Origin of the sequence: Sphingomonas sp. (genome assembly GCF_041661885.1) — a bacterium.
GTDB lineage: Bacteria > Pseudomonadota > Alphaproteobacteria > Sphingomonadales > Sphingomonadaceae > Sphingomonas.
Genome location: NZ_JBAZTL010000001.1, coordinates 653,252 through 668,770, shown reverse-complemented (window position 1 = coordinate 668,770; position 15,519 = coordinate 653,252). Strand labels below are relative to the sequence as shown.

The following is a 15,519-nucleotide window of genomic DNA, read 5'->3' as shown; positions in this document are numbered from 1 at the left end:
GAGCTTGTCGATGTTCGATCTCTCTTCCCTGGATTTCGCCGCTATTTTCGCGGTGATGCTACCCTTCATTCTGGTCGGCTTTATCGCGCAGATGATCGATGGCGCGCTCGGCATGGCCTTTGGTGTTATCAACAATACCTTGCTGGTGGTGTTCCTGGGCGTGCCCCCTGCCCTCGCTTCGGCAAGCGTCCATGCGGTCGAGAGCTTCACCACTGCGGCTTCCGGCGTCAGTCACATCCTGCACCGCAATGTTGATTGGCGGCTGTTCCGGCGGCTGGTGATCCCAGGCGTGCTCGGCGGCATTCTCGGGGCCTATGTGCTGAGCAACCTCGACGCGTCGGTCGCGCGGCCATTCGTGATGGCTTATCTCGCGGCAATCGGGCTGTACCTGCTGTTTCGCGCCTATCGCGGCTCGGTCCACCCGCGCGAGCCCCGGATCATCGAGCCCCTCGGCTTTGCCGGCGGGTTCCTCGATGCGGCGGGCGGCGGCGGATGGGGGCCAGTGGTCACGTCCAATCTGCTGGTACAGGGCGCGCCGCCACGCAGCACCATCGGCACCGTCAACACCTCGGAATTTTTCCTGACCACGACGATCTCGGCGACCTTCATCGCCACGATGGGCTGGAAGGCGTTTACGCTGCAAACATTGGGTTTGCTGATCGGCGGACTGGTGGCAGCCCCCTTTGGCGCTGTTATCGCCAAGCGCGTGCCGACTCGCCCGCTCATGGGGCTGATCGGCACGCTGCTGACCGTGACGAGCGCTTACTCGATCTGGGCAGCGCTCGCCTGAAGGGCGTTCAGTTGACGGCGGCGTGGACCGTTGCAACCGCCTTCAACACTGCGCCGATCCGCACTGCGGTCTGGATCGCTTCGGCAGTGGCACCCGCTTTTTTGAGAACCTGCTCATGGCTGTCGATGCACATGCCGCAGCCGTTCATCGCACTGACGGCGAGGCTGAACAGCTCGAAATCGACCTTGTCGATCCCCGGCGCGCCGATGACGTTCATGCGCAGCTTGGCCGGCATCGTGCGATATTCGGCATTTCCGGCGAGGTGGGTGAAGCGATAATAGACGTTGTTCATCGCCATGATCGCCGCCGCCGCACGCGCGGCATTGGTGGCTTCGGGGCTGAGCTTGCCTGCGACTTCAGCCTCGGTCACATCGACCAGCGGCTTGTAGCCCGTGGCGTGGGCGCACGCCAGGAACAGGCCGTATTTCTGCTGATCGGGCAGATGGGCTTCGTTGAGCAGCGAACCGACATTCAAGCGAATGTCCTTGGCAAAATCCGGGAGCGTTCCGGCGAAATCCTTGAGTGACATGATGTTTCTTCTCGCTCCCCTCCCGCTGTGCGGGAGGGGTTGGGGGAGGGCCTGTCATAGAAAAGGGGCGCTCCGATTACGGCTACGCCCCTAGCCCCTCCCGCACAGCGGGAGGGGAACTTGATTCACTTACGCCGCAACCTTCAGGACGTCGTCGCCCTTGTTCCAGTTGCACGGGCACAGTTCGTCGGTCTGCAGCGCGTCGAGCACGCGCAGCGTTTCCGCCGGGTTGCGCCCGACGTTCAGGCCATTGACCTGCACCGCCTGGATGATGTTGTCGGGATCGATGATGAAGGTCGCGCGGAACGCGACATGCTCGTTCTTGTCGAGAATGCCGAGCTGCGACGCCAGCACGCCACCGTTATCCGCCAGCCACGGGAAATCCGCTGCCGCCAGATCGGGATCGGATTTGCGCCAGGCGAGGTGGACGTGCGCGGTGTCGGTCGAAGCACCGATCAGCACGGCGTCACGATCTTCGAAATCGCCCTTCAGGCTTGCATAACCGACGATTTCGGTCGGGCAGACGAAGGTGAAATCCTTCGGCCAGTAAAACAGCACCTTCCACTTGCCCGGGAACGCGTCCTGGCTGAGCGTTTCGCCTGCGGGAAGCGCGTTGACGCCCTGCTGGACGGGAACGGTAAAATCGGGGAGCTTATCGCCAATGGTCAACATATTTTGGGCCTCCTGAGAATGGGGCCTCTTCTGGCATCCTCAACCGCGGCGTTTCTGCACCGTCTGTTGCTGAGCCTAATATAGGGCCTGTTTTTATCGATCCAATGGGTTATTTACACTCTGTTGATCGAGTGGAGCGATAAATGGCGACCTACCTGCCAACCCTGAAACAGTTGCAATATCTCGCGGCCTTGCAGGATCACGGGCATTTCGGGCGTGCGGCCGAAGCGTGTTTCGTCACGCAATCGACCCTGTCCGCCGGAATACGCGAACTCGAAACCTTGATCGGAGTGACGCTGGTCGAGCGCACTCGCCGTGTCGTGCGCTTCACCCCGCTGGGTGACCGTATCGCCGACAAGGCGCGCCGCGTGCTGCGCGAAGCCGATGAATTGGGCGATATGGCACGTGCCGCCGGGCGCCCCTTGTCGGGGGAAATGCGGATGAGTGTGATCCCGACGATTGCCCCGTTCATGCTGCCGCGAATCCTGCCGCGCTTGCGGCGCGATTATCCCGATCTGAAACTCTTCCTGCGCGAAGAGCCGAGCGGCGCGGCGTGCGAGGGCCTGCACCACGGGCGTGCCGATTGCGTGCTGCTGGCGCTCCCCTTCGCGTGCGGCGAGGTGAGCGCGCAAGTGCTGTTCGAGGATCGCCTGTTCGTGGCCGGGCAGCCGGGTGAAATGGGCAATATCGCCCATGCGATGCCCTCCGCCGAAATTGACGAGACGCGACTGCTGCTGCTGGAAGACGGGCATTGTCTGAAGGACCACGCGCTGTCGGCCTGTGCTCGCCCGGAATTGCGCGCCGAAGCGACGATGATGGGCACGTCGCTGCACACAATCGTGCAGATGATCGACAATGGCCTGGGGCTGACGATGTTGCCCGAAATGGCGCTAAGGGCGGGCATTCTCGATCATACCGGCCTGGTTTCGCGCCCGCTCGATGCCGCCAATCCCTCTCGCAAAATTGCGCTCGTCTGGCGGCGCGGGTCGCCGCGCGAGAAAGACTTTCAATTGCTGGCAACGGCGTTGGCCGAACCGGCTTGACGAAACTATTCCGCCGCTCGACCGTAAATTGTGGGCGCCTCCTGTAACCGAGGCTCCCTGATCCAGTGGAGAAACTGATGACGTTCAAGACCAACCTGTATCTGGCAACCGTTGCTGGCGCGCTGGCCCTCAGCACATCGACTATCGCGCAAACCGCGCCGGCGGCCCCGGCGGCCCCGGCGGCTCCGGCCGCAGCCCCGAACCCCACCGTCGGTGGCGCGGTGATGGACGCCACCAAGCCGATTGCCACCAACGCCGCCGCTGCCCCCAACCTCACCACGCTGGTCGCGGCGGTGCAGGCAGCAGGCCTCGCCACCACGTTGGCAGGCCCCGGCCCCTTCACCGTGTTCGCGCCGACGAACGACGCCTTCAGCCGCCTGGCACCGGGCACGGTCGATACGCTGCTGAAGCCCGAGTACAAGGCAACGCTGGCCAAGGTGCTGACCTATCATGTGGTGCCTGGCACGCTGACGCTGACCGACATTCAGGCGAAGGTTACCGCGGGCGGCGGCAAGGCCGTGCTGACCACGGTCGAGGGCGAACCGCTCACGATCGAATTGATCGGTGGCGGGGTGCAGTTAACCGACGTCAACGGCAATAAGAGCTATATCGAAACCCCCGACGTCGCCCAGTCGAACGGCGTCGTCCACGTCGTCAACGGCGTGCTGTCGCCCAAGCTCGGCTAAACCGTCCACCGCGCGGCGGCGGCATCGTCGCTGCCGCGCGGTTCGACCCAGCGCGTTTCGGCACCGCGCGTTTCCTTTTTCCAAAAGGGCGCGTCGGTTTTCAGGCGATCGATCAGGAAGGCGCAGGCCTCAAGCGCGGGCGCGCGGTGTGCCGCCGCAGTCCCGACAAACACCACCACGTCGCCCGGTGCCATCGCGCCGACCCGGTGCGTGATCCGCGCATCGATCAACCCCCATCGTTCGCGCGCTTCGTCCACCAGCCTTTGCAGAGCAGCTTCGGTCGCACCGGGATAATGTTCAAGCTCCAGCGTGGCGACCCCGTCATCGGCGCGGACGAGGCCCACGAAGGTGGCGATGCCCCCCGCCCCCGCCGCAGACAAAGCGGCGAATTGCGCGGCAACGTCGATTGGGGCTGGGCCGACCACGATCATCCGCCGGTCACCGGCGGGAAAATGGCAACTTCGCGCGCCGATCCCAATGCGGCGTCCAGCGGCACGAACACCTGATCGACCGCCGCGCGCAAGCGCGCGCGGTCAGCAAAAGCGGCGGCATGAGCGGTACTCCCATCCGCCAGCCAGCCAATCAAATCGGCAACTGTCGCGACGTTACCCGGTGGATCGACCACTTCGCCGTCGCGTCCAATCCGTTCGCGCACCCAGGCGAAATACAGCATCTCGATCGCCACGGCTCAATCCATATGCTTCAGGCCGACGCGGAGATAATCCCAGCCGGTGATGACCGTCAGCGCCGCCGCGCCCCACAGCGTAATGAGGCCGACGTGCGCCACCCACGGATATAGCGGCACCGCCCCGCCCAGGATCAGCGCGCCCAACGATACCATCTGCAGCGTCGTCTTCCATTTGGCGAGGCGCGACACCGGCACCGACACCTGCAACTGCGCCAGGAACTCGCGCAGGCCCGACACCGCGATTTCCCGCAACAGGATAATCAGTGCCGCAATCTGATGCCCCCCCTGGATCACCGCTGGATTGGCATCGCGCGTGCCCACCAGCAGCAGAATCACTGCGGCAACCATAATCTTGTCGGCGATCGGATCGAGGAACACGCCGAGCTTCGAAACGGTCCCCTTGGCCCGCGCGAGATAGCCGTCGAAATAATCGGTGATGCCCATCAGGCAATAAAGCGCGAATCCGGCGGCATAGCCCTCGGCCCAGCCGGGCCACCACAGGAACCAGGCGAGCAGCGGCACCGCGACGATCCGCGACAGGGTGAGCAAGTTGGGCAAGGTCAACACACGCCTGCTCTACTCGCCCGATCCCGCGCGCGAAACCCCAACGTGACAAGCGGGTTGCTGGCGCTATCCCGGCTGGTCTATGGGCGGTCCTTATTTCGCCATATCGAGGCCTCGAAACACACCATGATCAATGCGCTCGGCTTGCTGAAAGAGCGCCGGTTTTTGCCCTTGTTCGTCACGCAGTTTCTCGGGGCGTTCAACGACAATCTGTTCAAGACCGTGATGGTGCAATTCGCCATCTACCGGATTTTCGCCGACCAACGGCTTGAACAGAATTTCACGGCATTCGCGACCGCGCTTGGCATCCTGCCGTTTTTTCTGTTGTCCGCGCTCGCGGGGCAATTGGCCGACACGCATGACAAGGCCAAGATCATCCGGGTGGTGAAGACCGCCGAGATTGGCATCATGATCGTCGGTGCAAGCGGCCTGATGATCGCCTGGGCCGGCTATACCACCGCTGGTTTGGTGCTGATGCTGGCGGCGGTGCTGTTCCTTGGCGTTCACTCCGCCTTTTTCGGGCCAATTAAATATGCGATTCTGCCGCAGCATCTGCACGAGGATGAGGTTTTGGGCGGAACGGGCCTGGTCGAATCGGGCACCTATCTCGCGATCCTGATCGGCACCGTGCTCGGGGGCTTCATCGCCGTGCAGCACGCCGCGATCGTGGTGTTGGTGGTCGCCGCGGTCGGATGGGTCGCCTCGCTGCAAATTCCGCCGGCACTGCGCGAAGGCCGTGAACTGGTCGTCAGCTACAATCCCTTCACATCGTCGTGGCGCCTGATTTCGGCGACGATGCACATCCGCCGCCTTTTCCTTGCCATTTGCGCGATCAGCTTCTTCTGGACGATGGGCGCGGTGCTCATCATCATCTTCCAGCCGCTCGCCAAGAATGTGCTGACGGCGGACAAGCATGTCCTGACGCTGATGATCGCGCTGTTCTCGATTGGCGTCGCGGTCGGATCGGTGCTGATCAACGCGCTGTTGAAGGGCCATACCTCGGCAAAATTCGCGCCCGCTTCGGTGCTGGCGATGGGCGCGTTTATCGTCGCATTTTCGTTCTTGTGCCGCGACTGGCCCGCCGCGCCGCATGGCACGCTGTACGACGTGGTGACCTTCGTCGAAATTCCACGCGCGGTGCTGGTCATCATGACGTTGATGGGAATCGCGGTAACGGGCGGGATGTTCGTCGTGCCGCTTTATGCCTTTCTCACCACCACCGTGACCAAGGACCAGACCGCACGCACGGTTGCGGCCAACAACGTCGTCAATGCCGGGGCAATGACGATCGGCGCGGTCGCGGTGCAAGGGCTGGCGATTGCCGGCCTCTCGCCCGAAAACATGCTGTTGATGGTGGCCGCGATGTGCCCGGTCTCGGCGTGGCTCGCGCAGAAGCTGCACCAGGCCTGCGATTGAGCGGTCGGCACCCGCGCCAACCGCGCGCGGCGATCAGAAGATAAAGGTATAAAAGCAGACGAAGAACGCGGCGAAGCTGAGCGCGAACAGCTTTACGTCGCCATCGTCACGCGCCCGCGCACGCTCGATTCGCCCCGTCACCACCGCCCGACGGAACGGGTGGCGAGCGCTGGGCGCGGCGAGCGAAAGGGTGCGTTGCATGGGCGTAAGTTAATGCCGCGTTTACGATTTCGACTAGCGCTTCTTATGGTAAACGCCGTCTAAATCCGGGACAGTCCCACCCGTCGCACGATTGGCCTTCAGGCCGGTCGGCACACCATCGCGACTTCCGCCCATAACGGTTCAGCCGTGCCATCGGCATAATGCAGCGTGAACCGCCCGCCAGCAGCGGCAAAGGCGGCGGATTCCGCCTGTACATCGCCGTCACCGCGCACGATGCGCTGACGCGTCTTGTCCTTCAGCCGAGCATAAAGGTCGCCATAAGGCATCGCCCAGCCGTCGACATTGTTCTTGGTTTTCTGCTCCTTCGCCACCGCCTCAACCACCGGAATCATCGCAACGAGATCGGGGCTGAGCATCAGCTCCAATCCCTTCTCGCGCGCGGTGGCATTGTGGCTGGCGTGATGACCGACCTTGTAGAACACGACACGGTTGAGAATCTGCTCGGCACTTTCCTGTGGGGTGTCGGGCATGTCCGGTTTGGCCGGATATTTCTGGTCATGCCACGACAACCAGTTGCCGACCTGCGCATCGGCAGGAAACAGCAAGACGTCGCGTCCCGGTACTTCGACGGCCAGCGCGAGCGAGGTATTGTTGACGTCGCCGTCGATCTTCAACGCCAGCGTCTCGGCCGAACCGAGCCATTCCCCGTCAATCCGCCGCGCCGCGTTGCGCGCGCCCTCTTCGAAGTACAGGCGCGCGAGAGGGTCCTGCGACCGCTCATCCTCATTGCGACGGAAGCGCGCGGCAAAGGGATAGCCGCCATCGACCACCGCCGCCGCGGCGTCGCCATCCATGCGGAGCTGCAAGGTCGTCGCCAGCGCATTCGCCTCGCCAGGTTGCGCCAGATACACCTCACGCGCGGGCCCCGCGCTGGGATCGAGCTGGAGCAAGCGATTGCGCCCGCGCGGTGGCCCGAAGACCGTGGCCTTCAGCCGATCATCCAACCCGAAGCGCACTTGTTGGCCGGGCTCAAGATAGCGGACATTCGCCGCCTCCACTTTCGACTTCAACCAATCGAGCACATCGAGACAGGAGCGCGGCGGCACCTGCGGCGGGCGCCCGGCGGGGCGCGGGTTGGCCGTCCCCGTCCCTGTCCCTGTCCCCGCGCCGGTCAGCGCCTGCCCTCCGCCCGAGATTGCAGGCTCGATTTCGCCATAGAATTGCAGCAGGTCGCGGATTTGCGTCACGCTCTCAACCAATGCGGGATCGTCCTGCGCGATGCCGAAGGGCCGCGGCGCACCCGAGGTCGCGGTTTCGACCAGTGCGGCCAGCGCCGCCAACCCCTTGGAGCGCCCCTGCCGAATATCATTGGCCAGCGCATCGCCATAATTCTCGGTCCAGGCCAGCCACAATGCCCGGATCGTGAACTTCTGCCACACCTCGAAATGGAGGATGAAGCCGGAGAGGTGATCGTAATGCTCATGCGTGGCGACCACCAGATCGATCACCCCGCCGGTATCGTCGAACAGATTTTGCACGACTGCGCCGATATGCGCGACGCCTGCCTTGGTGGCGTCCTTGCCATTGCCGATCGCCTGCAACACACCGCAATCGAACAGGACGCGGAAACGGCGATCGCCAAGCTGATGCGTCAGCAAAAAACAGTCCCCGAGCAGACCGCGATACATGCGAACCGAAACGGTTTCCACACTGGACGGGTCAACCGGTGATGGCGGGGCCGCCTGCACCACCGTGGCCGACGCACGCGGCTTGCGAGGGGATCGTGCCATGTCGCGCCTCACATCCGGTGGAGCAACGCGAACGGCTCGTTCGAGCGTCCGCGATCATAAGTGAAGCCCATCGTGTCGCTCTGCAGCAATTGGGCGCGCTGCCGGGCCAACCGATCGTCGTCGTCGATCCGTTTGCTGATGACGTAGCGCAGCACGTTTTCGCGCAGATCGACGATCAACGTCGCCCCACCCCGGAAAATGAAATCGCCGCGCGGCGGAACCTCCCCCGAGGCGACCGGCGTGCTATCGTTGCGAAGCTGTGCCTCGGGATCGAAGAACCCCTGACGGCGCTGCGTCACCTCGATCACAAGCTGACGGATATCTTGTCCGTCCGGGCCGCTGCGCCGGGTCGTCCGCACGCTGGCAACCTCGATCTTCAACCCGAAATCGTCACCGGCGACGGTGTACAGGCCCGCATTGGGTCGCTGGAAATAGACGCCCAACGCCTTCTCCCACCGCCGGTCCACCTCGGGCCTGCGTTCCACCCGTGGCGCCTTGGTCAGCGTATCGAGCAACGCCTCCCACCGGTTGAAATGCGTATCGGCACTGCCCAGCCGCGCGCCAAGCGCGTCGATGTCGCTTTGTTCAACCCCAAGCCAGCGCAATTCCGGACCGATTACGCTCATAAAGGCGGCAAGCGCGGCCTGCCCGTCCAGCAAATCGCCTGAAAGCACACCGCGCGCGCGTGTCCGCAAGCGCATAAAGCGCGCGTCATCCTCCGCGCTACCACCCTGCACGGCAAGCTGTGGCTGGGTTAGCCAATACCAGATTTTGCGCCGATTCTCCTCGCCGGTTTTAACGATATCGGCGCGATGATATTCCGGTACGAGGTTAAGCCCCTCGCTCTGAATATCGCCAATCTCAAGATAACCGTCCTCGTCCGGCCCCGGCGCGGGCGTCCACAGCAGATTGTCGGGAGACAATGACAGGCAGTTTTCGGGAAAAATCCCGCGCCGCCGGAATGCCTGCACGAATGCCAGGCGATAATTCAGCCGATCGTCCGGCACCAGATCGGTGTCGGCGGTGATGATCGCGCGCAGAAACTCGCCAAAGCGCACATCCACCGGGGGCAAATAATCGAGCGCACGGATGCACATCCGCAGCACATGATCCGCCGCCTTGGTCGCCTCCCGCGTGAGCCGCGCGACCAGATCGGGGTGCAGCGAACCACTCTGCTTGGCATCGGCCCCGGTCATGCGCAGCAGGTCCGCCGTGCGGGCGCTGTAGATCGTCAGAAATGCGTCGAACACCGCCGCAACCAGAATCGCGCCACGATCGTGCGGCTCCATCGTCCCTTCGAACAGGTCGGCATTGGGTGTGGTGTCGATATATTCGCGCAGTGATGCGCGCCCGGTCGTGCCCGCAGCGAATTGCGCGGCAAGCCCGCTCAGCAGGCCGGTTTGGTCAAGCCGCCCCGCGTTGCGCTCGACATAGCTATAGACCGCCTCATACAGTTGGAAATGCGAAAACAGCGCCGCAATGTCGGCAAAGGCTTCGTGAAAGGCGAGGCTGTCCGGGCTGGTTGCCTCGGTGTAGCGCGGGTGCAGTCCATCGAGAATGGCGTGCGTCGTCTCATGCGCGATAATGTCGTGCGACAGTGCGGTGAAGATCCAGCTTGCCCCGGCTGACCGCTGCGTTGGCGGGAAATAGCCGAACAGCAAGGCGCGCTTTTCCCGGCTGTAATAAGCGTTCGCCTCGCGCAGCGCGTGCGGATAAACCCGCAGCTTGGGCGTCGCGACATAGGTTTTCCGCTCATCGTCCCAGCTCGGTGCCCAGAGCACCTTGCGACCAAGCGCCCGTTCGAACAATTTGATCGTCTTCATCGCCACCGCAAACACCATTTGCTGGTGAAAGCGCGGGTCCCCCTCCGACGGCGGCAGGCCGTCCTGCGCCAGGACGGCGGGCGCATCGAGATCGACCGGAGCATAGAATTGATGGCTGCACGGATCGATATCGATCACTTCGAGATATTCGTTCACCGGCCCGGGCGATACGCCCTCTTCGGTCGGATCGTTCCAGGCAAGCGCGATCGTCGCATGGGCGAAACGCGCAGTACCAAGATCAAGCGAGGCGTTGGGATCGAACGCGTAAACGCGCAGGCGGCGGGACGCAGGTTGCGGAACAGATGGCACCATCCCGCGCTGCCCTATTGTGCCGGGGCAGATGATGGAGCGACCACAAACATCCCTCGACTGCCGAGTTGGCGATCGACGATGCTTTGATCGTCGTGGTCGTGGAACGGGGTGCTATTTGGCAACATCCACCTCCAATATCTGAAGGTGAGTATATCTTTTACTCAAGTGCCTGTCGACTACTTAATAATTCTGTTACATTCGCAATAATCCGGCGTTCGGATATCGCGTCCAACTCCCTAAATAAACTCTGCATTTGCACCGGTTAAAGCAGCAAAAGCGATGTCGTCGAGCGGCTCTTGAAACTGACAGCCCGCCTCGAAATCATCCGCCCAGACAATCGTCGCGATGACTTGGCCGACGCGGGGCAATGTCAGCCAAATCCGCGCGCCCTTCTTCATCGGGGAATAGGTGTGGAGTTTGGCACCGTGCAGCGACACGTTGGTCACCTTGCACAAGGCGCGATCGAGGCCGCCGCGACCCAGCTTTGCGTCGAGCGAAATCGGCGCGCGCGGGCTGCGGCGGCGATCGGTCTGAACGACGGGTTCGAATTCGGCGGCAATCATGAAACATCCCTCCTCGCGAAAACCGCGAGGAGGGAAGACTTAGGCGACTATCGCTAATGCGCCGTTAACGACGCCGAAAAGCTTACTTCTTGCCGATCGACGACATCGCGCCGAAGCGCTTGTTGAAGCGCGCAACCTGGCCGCCTGCGTCGAGCATCGTGCCGCGCCCGCCGGTCCATGCGGGGTGCGCCAGCGGATCAATGTCGAGCGTCATCAGATCGCCTTCCTTGCCCCAGGTCGTGCGGGTCTGGAACTGCGTGCCGTCGGTCATCTGCACCGTGATGGTGTGATAATCGGGGTGAATGCCTTTTTTCACGTCGTAAATCTCCGAAAGGCCGCTGGTTACCGACCAGCAGCGAAGGCGCGGGCCCTATCAGAGCCCGCGCCTGGTAGCAATGCGTCTTGTGCAGCGACTGCGCCTATGCCTTGGGCGGATCGGCGATCATCGCGGTAAAGTTGGCTTCGGCGGCCAACTGCCCGTCAATCGTCGCGCGTCCGGCGAACTTGCATACGCTGGAGCGCTTTTGAACGAATTCGACCTCGAGCTTGAGCAGCACGCCGGGTTCCACCGGCTTGCGGAACTTCGCCCCGTCGATCGCCATGAAATAGACGAGCTTGCCCGAGCCCGCGAGCCCGAGCGATTCGACCGCGAGAATCCCCGCCGCCTGCGCCATCGCTTCGACAATCAACACGCCCGGCATAATCGGACGCCCAGGGAAATGCCCCTGGAAGAACTGCTCGTTGATCGTCACCGCCTTGATCGCGGTGATCGACCGGTCGAGAATCAACGCCTCGACACGGTCGACCAACAGCATCGGATAGCGATGCGGCAACGCCGCCATCACCCGCCCGATGTCGAGCGGACCGATCGCGCCCCGCCCTGCTTCGTCTGTATCCGCCATCGTGTCGCTCAGCGGCCCTGCGGTGCCTTGCCGGTCGGTGCCGGTGCGGCGGCCGCAGCGCGGCGTGCCTGGATCGCGGCCGCATATTGCTGCTGCTGCAGATATTGCTGGAGGAGCTGCTGGGTCTGCTGGCTCGGCTGCCAACCGGCCGGCGGCGTGGTCGGAACCGACGGATTGGTCCGGTCGAGTTCGGCCTTGATATCGTCGGTTACATCGACGGCAGGCGCGCTGAACTGTACCGTGCCAGCCGACAGCAACAGGCTGATCTTCTTCGCCGTCACCACCGCGTTCATAGCCGCCGCATATTTCTGCGAAATCTGCTCGATCGCATAAGCCTGCGCCAGGATGGCGGGGCCACGCAGGCGCGCCAGATCGGTCTGCGCCGCCTTCTGCGCCGCTTCGATCTTACCCAGCGCCGGGTTCTTCGCCGCTTCTGCCGCTGCGATTTCGGCGTCGTCGAGCTTCTTGTCCTTGTTCAGGTCGAGCGGCGCGTAAAGCCCGTTCAACTCGGTCTGCAAAGCCTGCTGGCGTGCATTGGCCTGGTCGAGCTGCGCCTTATAGGTCGTCGCGATCGAGGTATTGGCCGTATCGAGCGCCTTGGCGGTAAGGATCACGGTCTCTGGGTCGGCGATCGCCACGCCCGAAATCTGCGCCTGTGCAGCGCCTGCAACCACGAGCGCCGGCGCGAGCAGTGCGCAGCCGAGCATGAGCTTCTGGTACGTCTTCATCAGAACTGTGTCCCTACGTTGAAAGTGATGAGTTTGGAATCGTCGCCTTTGTCCTTGAGCAGGGCATAGGCCAAATCGATGCGGAGCGGACCGAACGGGGAATTCCAGTTTACCCCCGCGCCGACCGAAATGCGGGGCCGTGGTGAATCGCCGACAAAACGCTCGAGGAATGGCGCCTGCGAGGTGGTATAAGGCGTGTTGGTGGAGGTGCCCAAGCAGTTGCCGCCAATGGTCGACGAGAAACCGACCGAACACGTCGTCGTCGCCCCAGGATTGGTCGCATCGGTCGTCGGCACCACATAATATGGCTGCCCGTTGGTGGCGAACACCTGCGAAATCAGCGGCTGAACCGTCACGCGCCCGGTAACCGGATCAACCGTGGTCGGGAATTGCCCACCCGACAGAACCGGTGATGCAACGCCAAACAGCGCGCCTGCCTGCACGTAGATTGACGGGCGCAGGCCAAGTTCGCGCGCGCCCGCACCCAGCGGAATCTCGATTTCAAACTTGCCGAGATAATAAGCGCGCCCGCCCAGCGCGTCGTCGACAAATTGGGTGCGGTCCGTAACGAGCGTCTGGTTGCCTGCGGAATCGGTCGTGTAGCCGATGCGTTGAATGCGTGGGCCCACGCCGCGAATGTCAAAACCGCGGAAGTCCGGTTCCCCCAGATAGAAGCGATCGGTGATGCGGACTTTGTCGATACCAACGCCGCGGCTCTTCTCCAGCGACCGGATATAGCCGCCCTCGACGTTGAGCGACCCGATGAAGCCCGCGCCGATATTGAAGAATTTCGATCCTTCAACCTTCGACCGAATATACTTCACATCACCACCAAGCCCGGCGAAATCCTGGCTGAAGATGAAGCGTTGCCCCGCAGTCGGGCGCAGACGGCTGTTGAGACTATCGAAGATCAGCGAATAGCCAACCGATGATGTCCAGCGATTGCCGATCGCGTCGCACAAATACCGCCCGGCCTGCAGTGGATCGCACGTGTCGCCGGTCGAATTACCGCGGATGCCATCATTGTTAGTGTCCGAGAAATAGCTGGCCCTGTCGAGCCCGACCTCGTCATAGCTCAGGCCATAGCGTCCGGCGAGCTGCCAATATTCGGTCAGCGGCACGCCCGCGCGAATCTGGAAGCCGGTCGACACCTGCGAATAGGTCGTCTGGCGCGTATTGTTCAGAAAGTTGAACGCGTTGTAATCGCGCCGGAAAATATCACCGCCGATCGCGATGTTCTTGTCGAACAGATATGGCTCGGTAAAGCCCAGCTCGACCGATTTGGAATAGGTCGAATAATTGACGCTGGCACGCAGTTCCTGGCCTTTGCCACGGAAATTGCGCTGCTTGATCGACGCCTGGATGATGAAGCGTTCAAGGCTCGAAAAACCGGCCGACAACGACAATTCACCGGTCGACTTCTCTTCCACATCCGCCGTCAGCACCACACGATCAGGCGCCGACCCCTGGCTTTGCTTGATCTCGAACTTGTCCTGGAAGAAACCGAGCGAGTTGATGCGATCCTGCGACCGCTTGACCTGGAAGCTGTTAAACGCATCGCCTTCCGACAAGCGGATTTCGCGACGGACCACCTTGTCCTGCGTCTGCGTGTTGCCGTTAATCTCGACCCGCTCGACATAGGTGCGCTTGGCCTCGGCGATGTGGAAGTTGATCCCCATCGTCTGCGTGTCCTTGTCACGCAGGAAGTCCGGATTCACCTCGGTGAAAGCATAGCCGAACAGGCCCGCCGCCTCGCTCAGCGAATCGACCGATGTCTCGACCTTCTTGGCGTTGTACCAATCGCCCTTCTTGATCCCCAGATTCGCCGCGAGCCGTTTGTTGTCGAAGTCGCGAATATCGCTGTCGACCGTCACGTCGCCGAATTTGTAGCGCTTCCCTTCTTCCACCACATAGGTGATGATGAAGTCCTTCTTGTCGGGCGTCAGCTCGGCGACCGCCGACGTAATTTTGAAGTCGGCATAGCCCTCGGTCAGGTAAAATTGGCGCAGTTTGGACTGGTCATAGGCCAGACGATCCTGGTCATAGCTGGTGTTCGAGCTGAGCAGTGTCGTCAGACGCGCCTGCTTGGTCGCCATCTGCTCGCGCAGCTTGCTGTCGGAGAACACCTCGTTGCCGAGGATATTGATCTGGCGGACCTTCGACTTCGGCCCTTCCGTCACCTCGAAAATGACATCGACGCGGTTCTGGTCGAGCGACACCATCTTGGGATCGACCACTGCGGCAAAGCGCCCCTGGCGGCGATACAGTTCGATGATGCGCGCCACGTCCTGGCGCACGGCGGTGCGGGTGAATATCTGGCGGGGGGCGAGTTTCACCTCCTTCTTGATCTTGTCTTCCTTCAGCCGCTTATTGCCCTCGAAGATGACGCGGTTGATGATCGGGTTCTCGCGCACGCGCAAAACCAGATCGCCCGATTGCGCGCCTTCGATGAACACCTCGGCGAACAGGTCGCTCGCGTAGAGATCCTTGATCGCCTGATCGAGCGTTTCGTTGGTGAAAGCCTGGCCGGTCCGCAACTTGGTGTAGGACAACACCGTCTCGGGTTCGAGACGCTGCGATCCCTCGACGCGGATCGACTTGATCTTGCGCGTAACCGGGGCCGCCACAACCGGAGGCGCAACCACGGGCGCAGGTTGCGTCGTGGCCACAGGCTGCCCGGTGGTCTGGGCCGACGCCACGGCGGATATGCCCGAGAGCATGGTGCCCGCGAGCAACACGGCGGTGGCCCGTGCGCCGGATTTGGAAACCTTGATTGCTGTCACATCCCACCCCAAATCGGAGAAAATTCCGCGTGGCCGAAAATTCGTCGGCCCGCCCTGCCTCACCTGCG

17 protein-coding genes are annotated in these 15,519 nt (G+C 62.4%); 4 read left to right on the top strand and 13 right to left on the bottom strand.

Annotated features, from left to right (window positions below):
* Nucleotides 1-10 precede the first annotated feature (10 nt).
* Entirely contained in the window at nt 11-790 is a 780-nt protein-coding gene (locus WC704_RS03315) for a sulfite exporter TauE/SafE family protein (RefSeq protein WP_372888544.1), read from the top strand.
* A gap of 7 nt (nt 791-797) precedes the next feature.
* On the opposite strand, the gene WC704_RS03310 is transcribed toward WC704_RS03315, so the two are convergent.
* Both WC704_RS03310 and WC704_RS03305 read right to left on the bottom strand, forming a co-directional pair.
* Nucleotides 798-1,319 carry a carboxymuconolactone decarboxylase family protein gene (locus tag WC704_RS03310; protein WP_372888543.1) on the bottom strand — a complete coding sequence of 174 codons (522 nt, stop codon included), beginning with the start codon at nt 1,317-1,319 and terminating at the stop codon, nt 798-800.
* 129 nt (nt 1,320-1,448) lie between these two features.
* Nucleotides 1,449-1,991 (bottom strand): peroxiredoxin, encoded by a 543-nt coding sequence (locus tag WC704_RS03305; protein ID WP_372888542.1) that lies wholly within the window; start codon nt 1,989-1,991, stop codon nt 1,449-1,451.
* 143 nt (nt 1,992-2,134) lie between these two features.
* Between WC704_RS03305 and WC704_RS03300 the strand changes: the two genes are divergently transcribed.
* Nucleotides 2,135-3,034, top strand: a complete 900-nt coding sequence (locus WC704_RS03300; RefSeq protein WP_372888541.1) for a hydrogen peroxide-inducible genes activator — start codon at nt 2,135-2,137, stop codon at nt 3,032-3,034.
* A gap of 77 nt (nt 3,035-3,111) precedes the next feature.
* A complete protein-coding gene (locus WC704_RS03295; RefSeq protein ID WP_372888540.1) occupies nt 3,112-3,720 on the top strand; it encodes a fasciclin domain-containing protein in 609 nt (202 codons plus the stop codon).
* Here the strand turns inward: WC704_RS03295 and WC704_RS03290 are convergent.
* Genes WC704_RS03290 through pgsA form a run of 3 tightly spaced genes read right to left on the bottom strand, consistent with a single transcriptional unit; the run spans nt 3,717 to nt 4,975 of the window.
* Nucleotides 3,717-4,151, bottom strand: a complete 435-nt coding sequence (locus tag WC704_RS03290) for a molybdenum cofactor biosynthesis protein MoaE (protein ID WP_372888539.1) — start codon at nt 4,149-4,151, stop codon at nt 3,717-3,719. The two genes, WC704_RS03295 and WC704_RS03290, sit on opposite strands and share 4 nt — an antisense overlap.
* On the bottom strand, nt 4,148-4,405 hold the full coding sequence (locus tag WC704_RS03285) for a MoaD/ThiS family protein (RefSeq protein ID WP_372888538.1): 258 nt from the start codon (nt 4,403-4,405) through the stop codon (nt 4,148-4,150). Before WC704_RS03285 ends, WC704_RS03290 begins: the two co-directional genes overlap by 4 nt.
* Before the next feature lie 3 nt (nt 4,406-4,408).
* Nucleotides 4,409-4,975: a CDP-diacylglycerol--glycerol-3-phosphate 3-phosphatidyltransferase gene (pgsA, locus tag WC704_RS03280; protein ID WP_372888537.1), complete on the bottom strand. Its 567-nt coding sequence runs from the start codon at nt 4,973-4,975 to the stop codon at nt 4,409-4,411.
* 123 nt (nt 4,976-5,098) lie between these two features.
* Here pgsA and WC704_RS03275 point away from each other — a divergent pair, with 123 nt between their 5' ends.
* The gene (locus WC704_RS03275; protein WP_372888536.1) at nt 5,099-6,388 is read left to right on the top strand and encodes an MFS transporter; all 1,290 of its coding nucleotides are present in this window, start codon (nt 5,099-5,101) and stop codon (nt 6,386-6,388) included.
* A gap of 33 nt (nt 6,389-6,421) precedes the next feature.
* Here WC704_RS03275 and WC704_RS03270 read toward each other — a convergent pair whose 3' ends face one another.
* The 8 genes from WC704_RS03270 to bamA all read right to left on the bottom strand — a co-directional run bounded on the left by WC704_RS03270 (nt 6,422) and on the right by bamA (nt 15,451).
* On the bottom strand, nt 6,422-6,589 hold the full coding sequence (locus WC704_RS03270; protein WP_372888535.1) for a hypothetical protein: 168 nt from the start codon (nt 6,587-6,589) through the stop codon (nt 6,422-6,424).
* Nucleotides 6,590-6,687: 98 nt separating this feature from the next.
* Nucleotides 6,688-8,340, bottom strand: coding sequence for a hypothetical protein (locus WC704_RS03265; protein WP_372888534.1), 1,653 nt, complete (start codon nt 8,338-8,340; stop codon nt 6,688-6,690).
* Between the two features lie 8 nt (nt 8,341-8,348).
* Nucleotides 8,349-10,475: a hypothetical protein gene (locus WC704_RS03260; protein WP_372888533.1), complete on the bottom strand. Its 2,127-nt coding sequence runs from the start codon at nt 10,473-10,475 to the stop codon at nt 8,349-8,351.
* A 236-nt stretch (nt 10,476-10,711) separates the two neighbouring features.
* Complete coding sequence (locus tag WC704_RS03255) at nt 10,712-11,038, bottom strand: PilZ domain-containing protein (RefSeq protein WP_372888532.1); 327 nt, start codon at nt 11,036-11,038, stop codon at nt 10,712-10,714.
* Nucleotides 11,039-11,120: 82 nt separating this feature from the next.
* Nucleotides 11,121-11,354 (bottom strand): 50S ribosomal protein L31, encoded by a 234-nt coding sequence (gene rpmE / locus WC704_RS03250; RefSeq protein WP_010186706.1) that lies wholly within the window; start codon nt 11,352-11,354, stop codon nt 11,121-11,123.
* Nucleotides 11,355-11,457: 103 nt separating this feature from the next.
* On the bottom strand, nt 11,458-11,940 hold the full coding sequence (gene fabZ, locus WC704_RS03245; protein ID WP_372888531.1) for a 3-hydroxyacyl-ACP dehydratase FabZ: 483 nt from the start codon (nt 11,938-11,940) through the stop codon (nt 11,458-11,460).
* An 8-nt stretch (nt 11,941-11,948) separates the two neighbouring features.
* Nucleotides 11,949-12,668, bottom strand: coding sequence for an OmpH family outer membrane protein (locus tag WC704_RS03240; RefSeq protein ID WP_372888530.1), 720 nt, complete (start codon nt 12,666-12,668; stop codon nt 11,949-11,951).
* Nucleotides 12,668-15,451, bottom strand: coding sequence for an outer membrane protein assembly factor BamA (gene bamA, locus WC704_RS03235; RefSeq protein ID WP_372888529.1), 2,784 nt, complete (start codon nt 15,449-15,451; stop codon nt 12,668-12,670). Before bamA ends, WC704_RS03240 begins: the two co-directional genes overlap by 1 nt.
* Nucleotides 15,452-15,519: the final 68 nt, after the last annotated feature.

Coding starts and splice junctions, on each gene's coding strand:
- WC704_RS03315 (WP_372888544.1), top strand. CDS start 11: ATGTTCGATCTCTCTTCCCTGGATTTCGCCGCTATTTTCGCGGTGATG.
- WC704_RS03310 (WP_372888543.1), bottom strand. CDS start 1,319: ATGTCACTCAAGGATTTCGCCGGAACGCTCCCGGATTTTGCCAAGGAC.
- WC704_RS03305 (WP_372888542.1), bottom strand. CDS start 1,991: ATGTTGACCATTGGCGATAAGCTCCCCGATTTTACCGTTCCCGTCCAG.
- WC704_RS03300 (WP_372888541.1), top strand. CDS start 2,135: ATGGCGACCTACCTGCCAACCCTGAAACAGTTGCAATATCTCGCGGCC.
- WC704_RS03295 (WP_372888540.1), top strand. CDS start 3,112: ATGACGTTCAAGACCAACCTGTATCTGGCAACCGTTGCTGGCGCGCTG.
- WC704_RS03290 (WP_372888539.1), bottom strand. CDS start 4,151: ATGATCGTGGTCGGCCCAGCCCCAATCGACGTTGCCGCGCAATTCGCC.
- WC704_RS03275 (WP_372888536.1), top strand. CDS start 5,099: ATGATCAATGCGCTCGGCTTGCTGAAAGAGCGCCGGTTTTTGCCCTTG.
- WC704_RS03270 (WP_372888535.1), bottom strand. CDS start 6,589: ATGCAACGCACCCTTTCGCTCGCCGCGCCCAGCGCTCGCCACCCGTTC.
- WC704_RS03265 (WP_372888534.1), bottom strand. CDS start 8,340: ATGGCACGATCCCCTCGCAAGCCGCGTGCGTCGGCCACGGTGGTGCAG.
- WC704_RS03260 (WP_372888533.1), bottom strand. CDS start 10,475: ATGGTGCCATCTGTTCCGCAACCTGCGTCCCGCCGCCTGCGCGTTTAC.
- WC704_RS03255 (WP_372888532.1), bottom strand. CDS start 11,038: ATGATTGCCGCCGAATTCGAACCCGTCGTTCAGACCGATCGCCGCCGC.
- fabZ (WP_372888531.1), bottom strand. CDS start 11,940: ATGGCGGATACAGACGAAGCAGGGCGGGGCGCGATCGGTCCGCTCGAC.
- WC704_RS03240 (WP_372888530.1), bottom strand. CDS start 12,668: ATGAAGACGTACCAGAAGCTCATGCTCGGCTGCGCACTGCTCGCGCCG.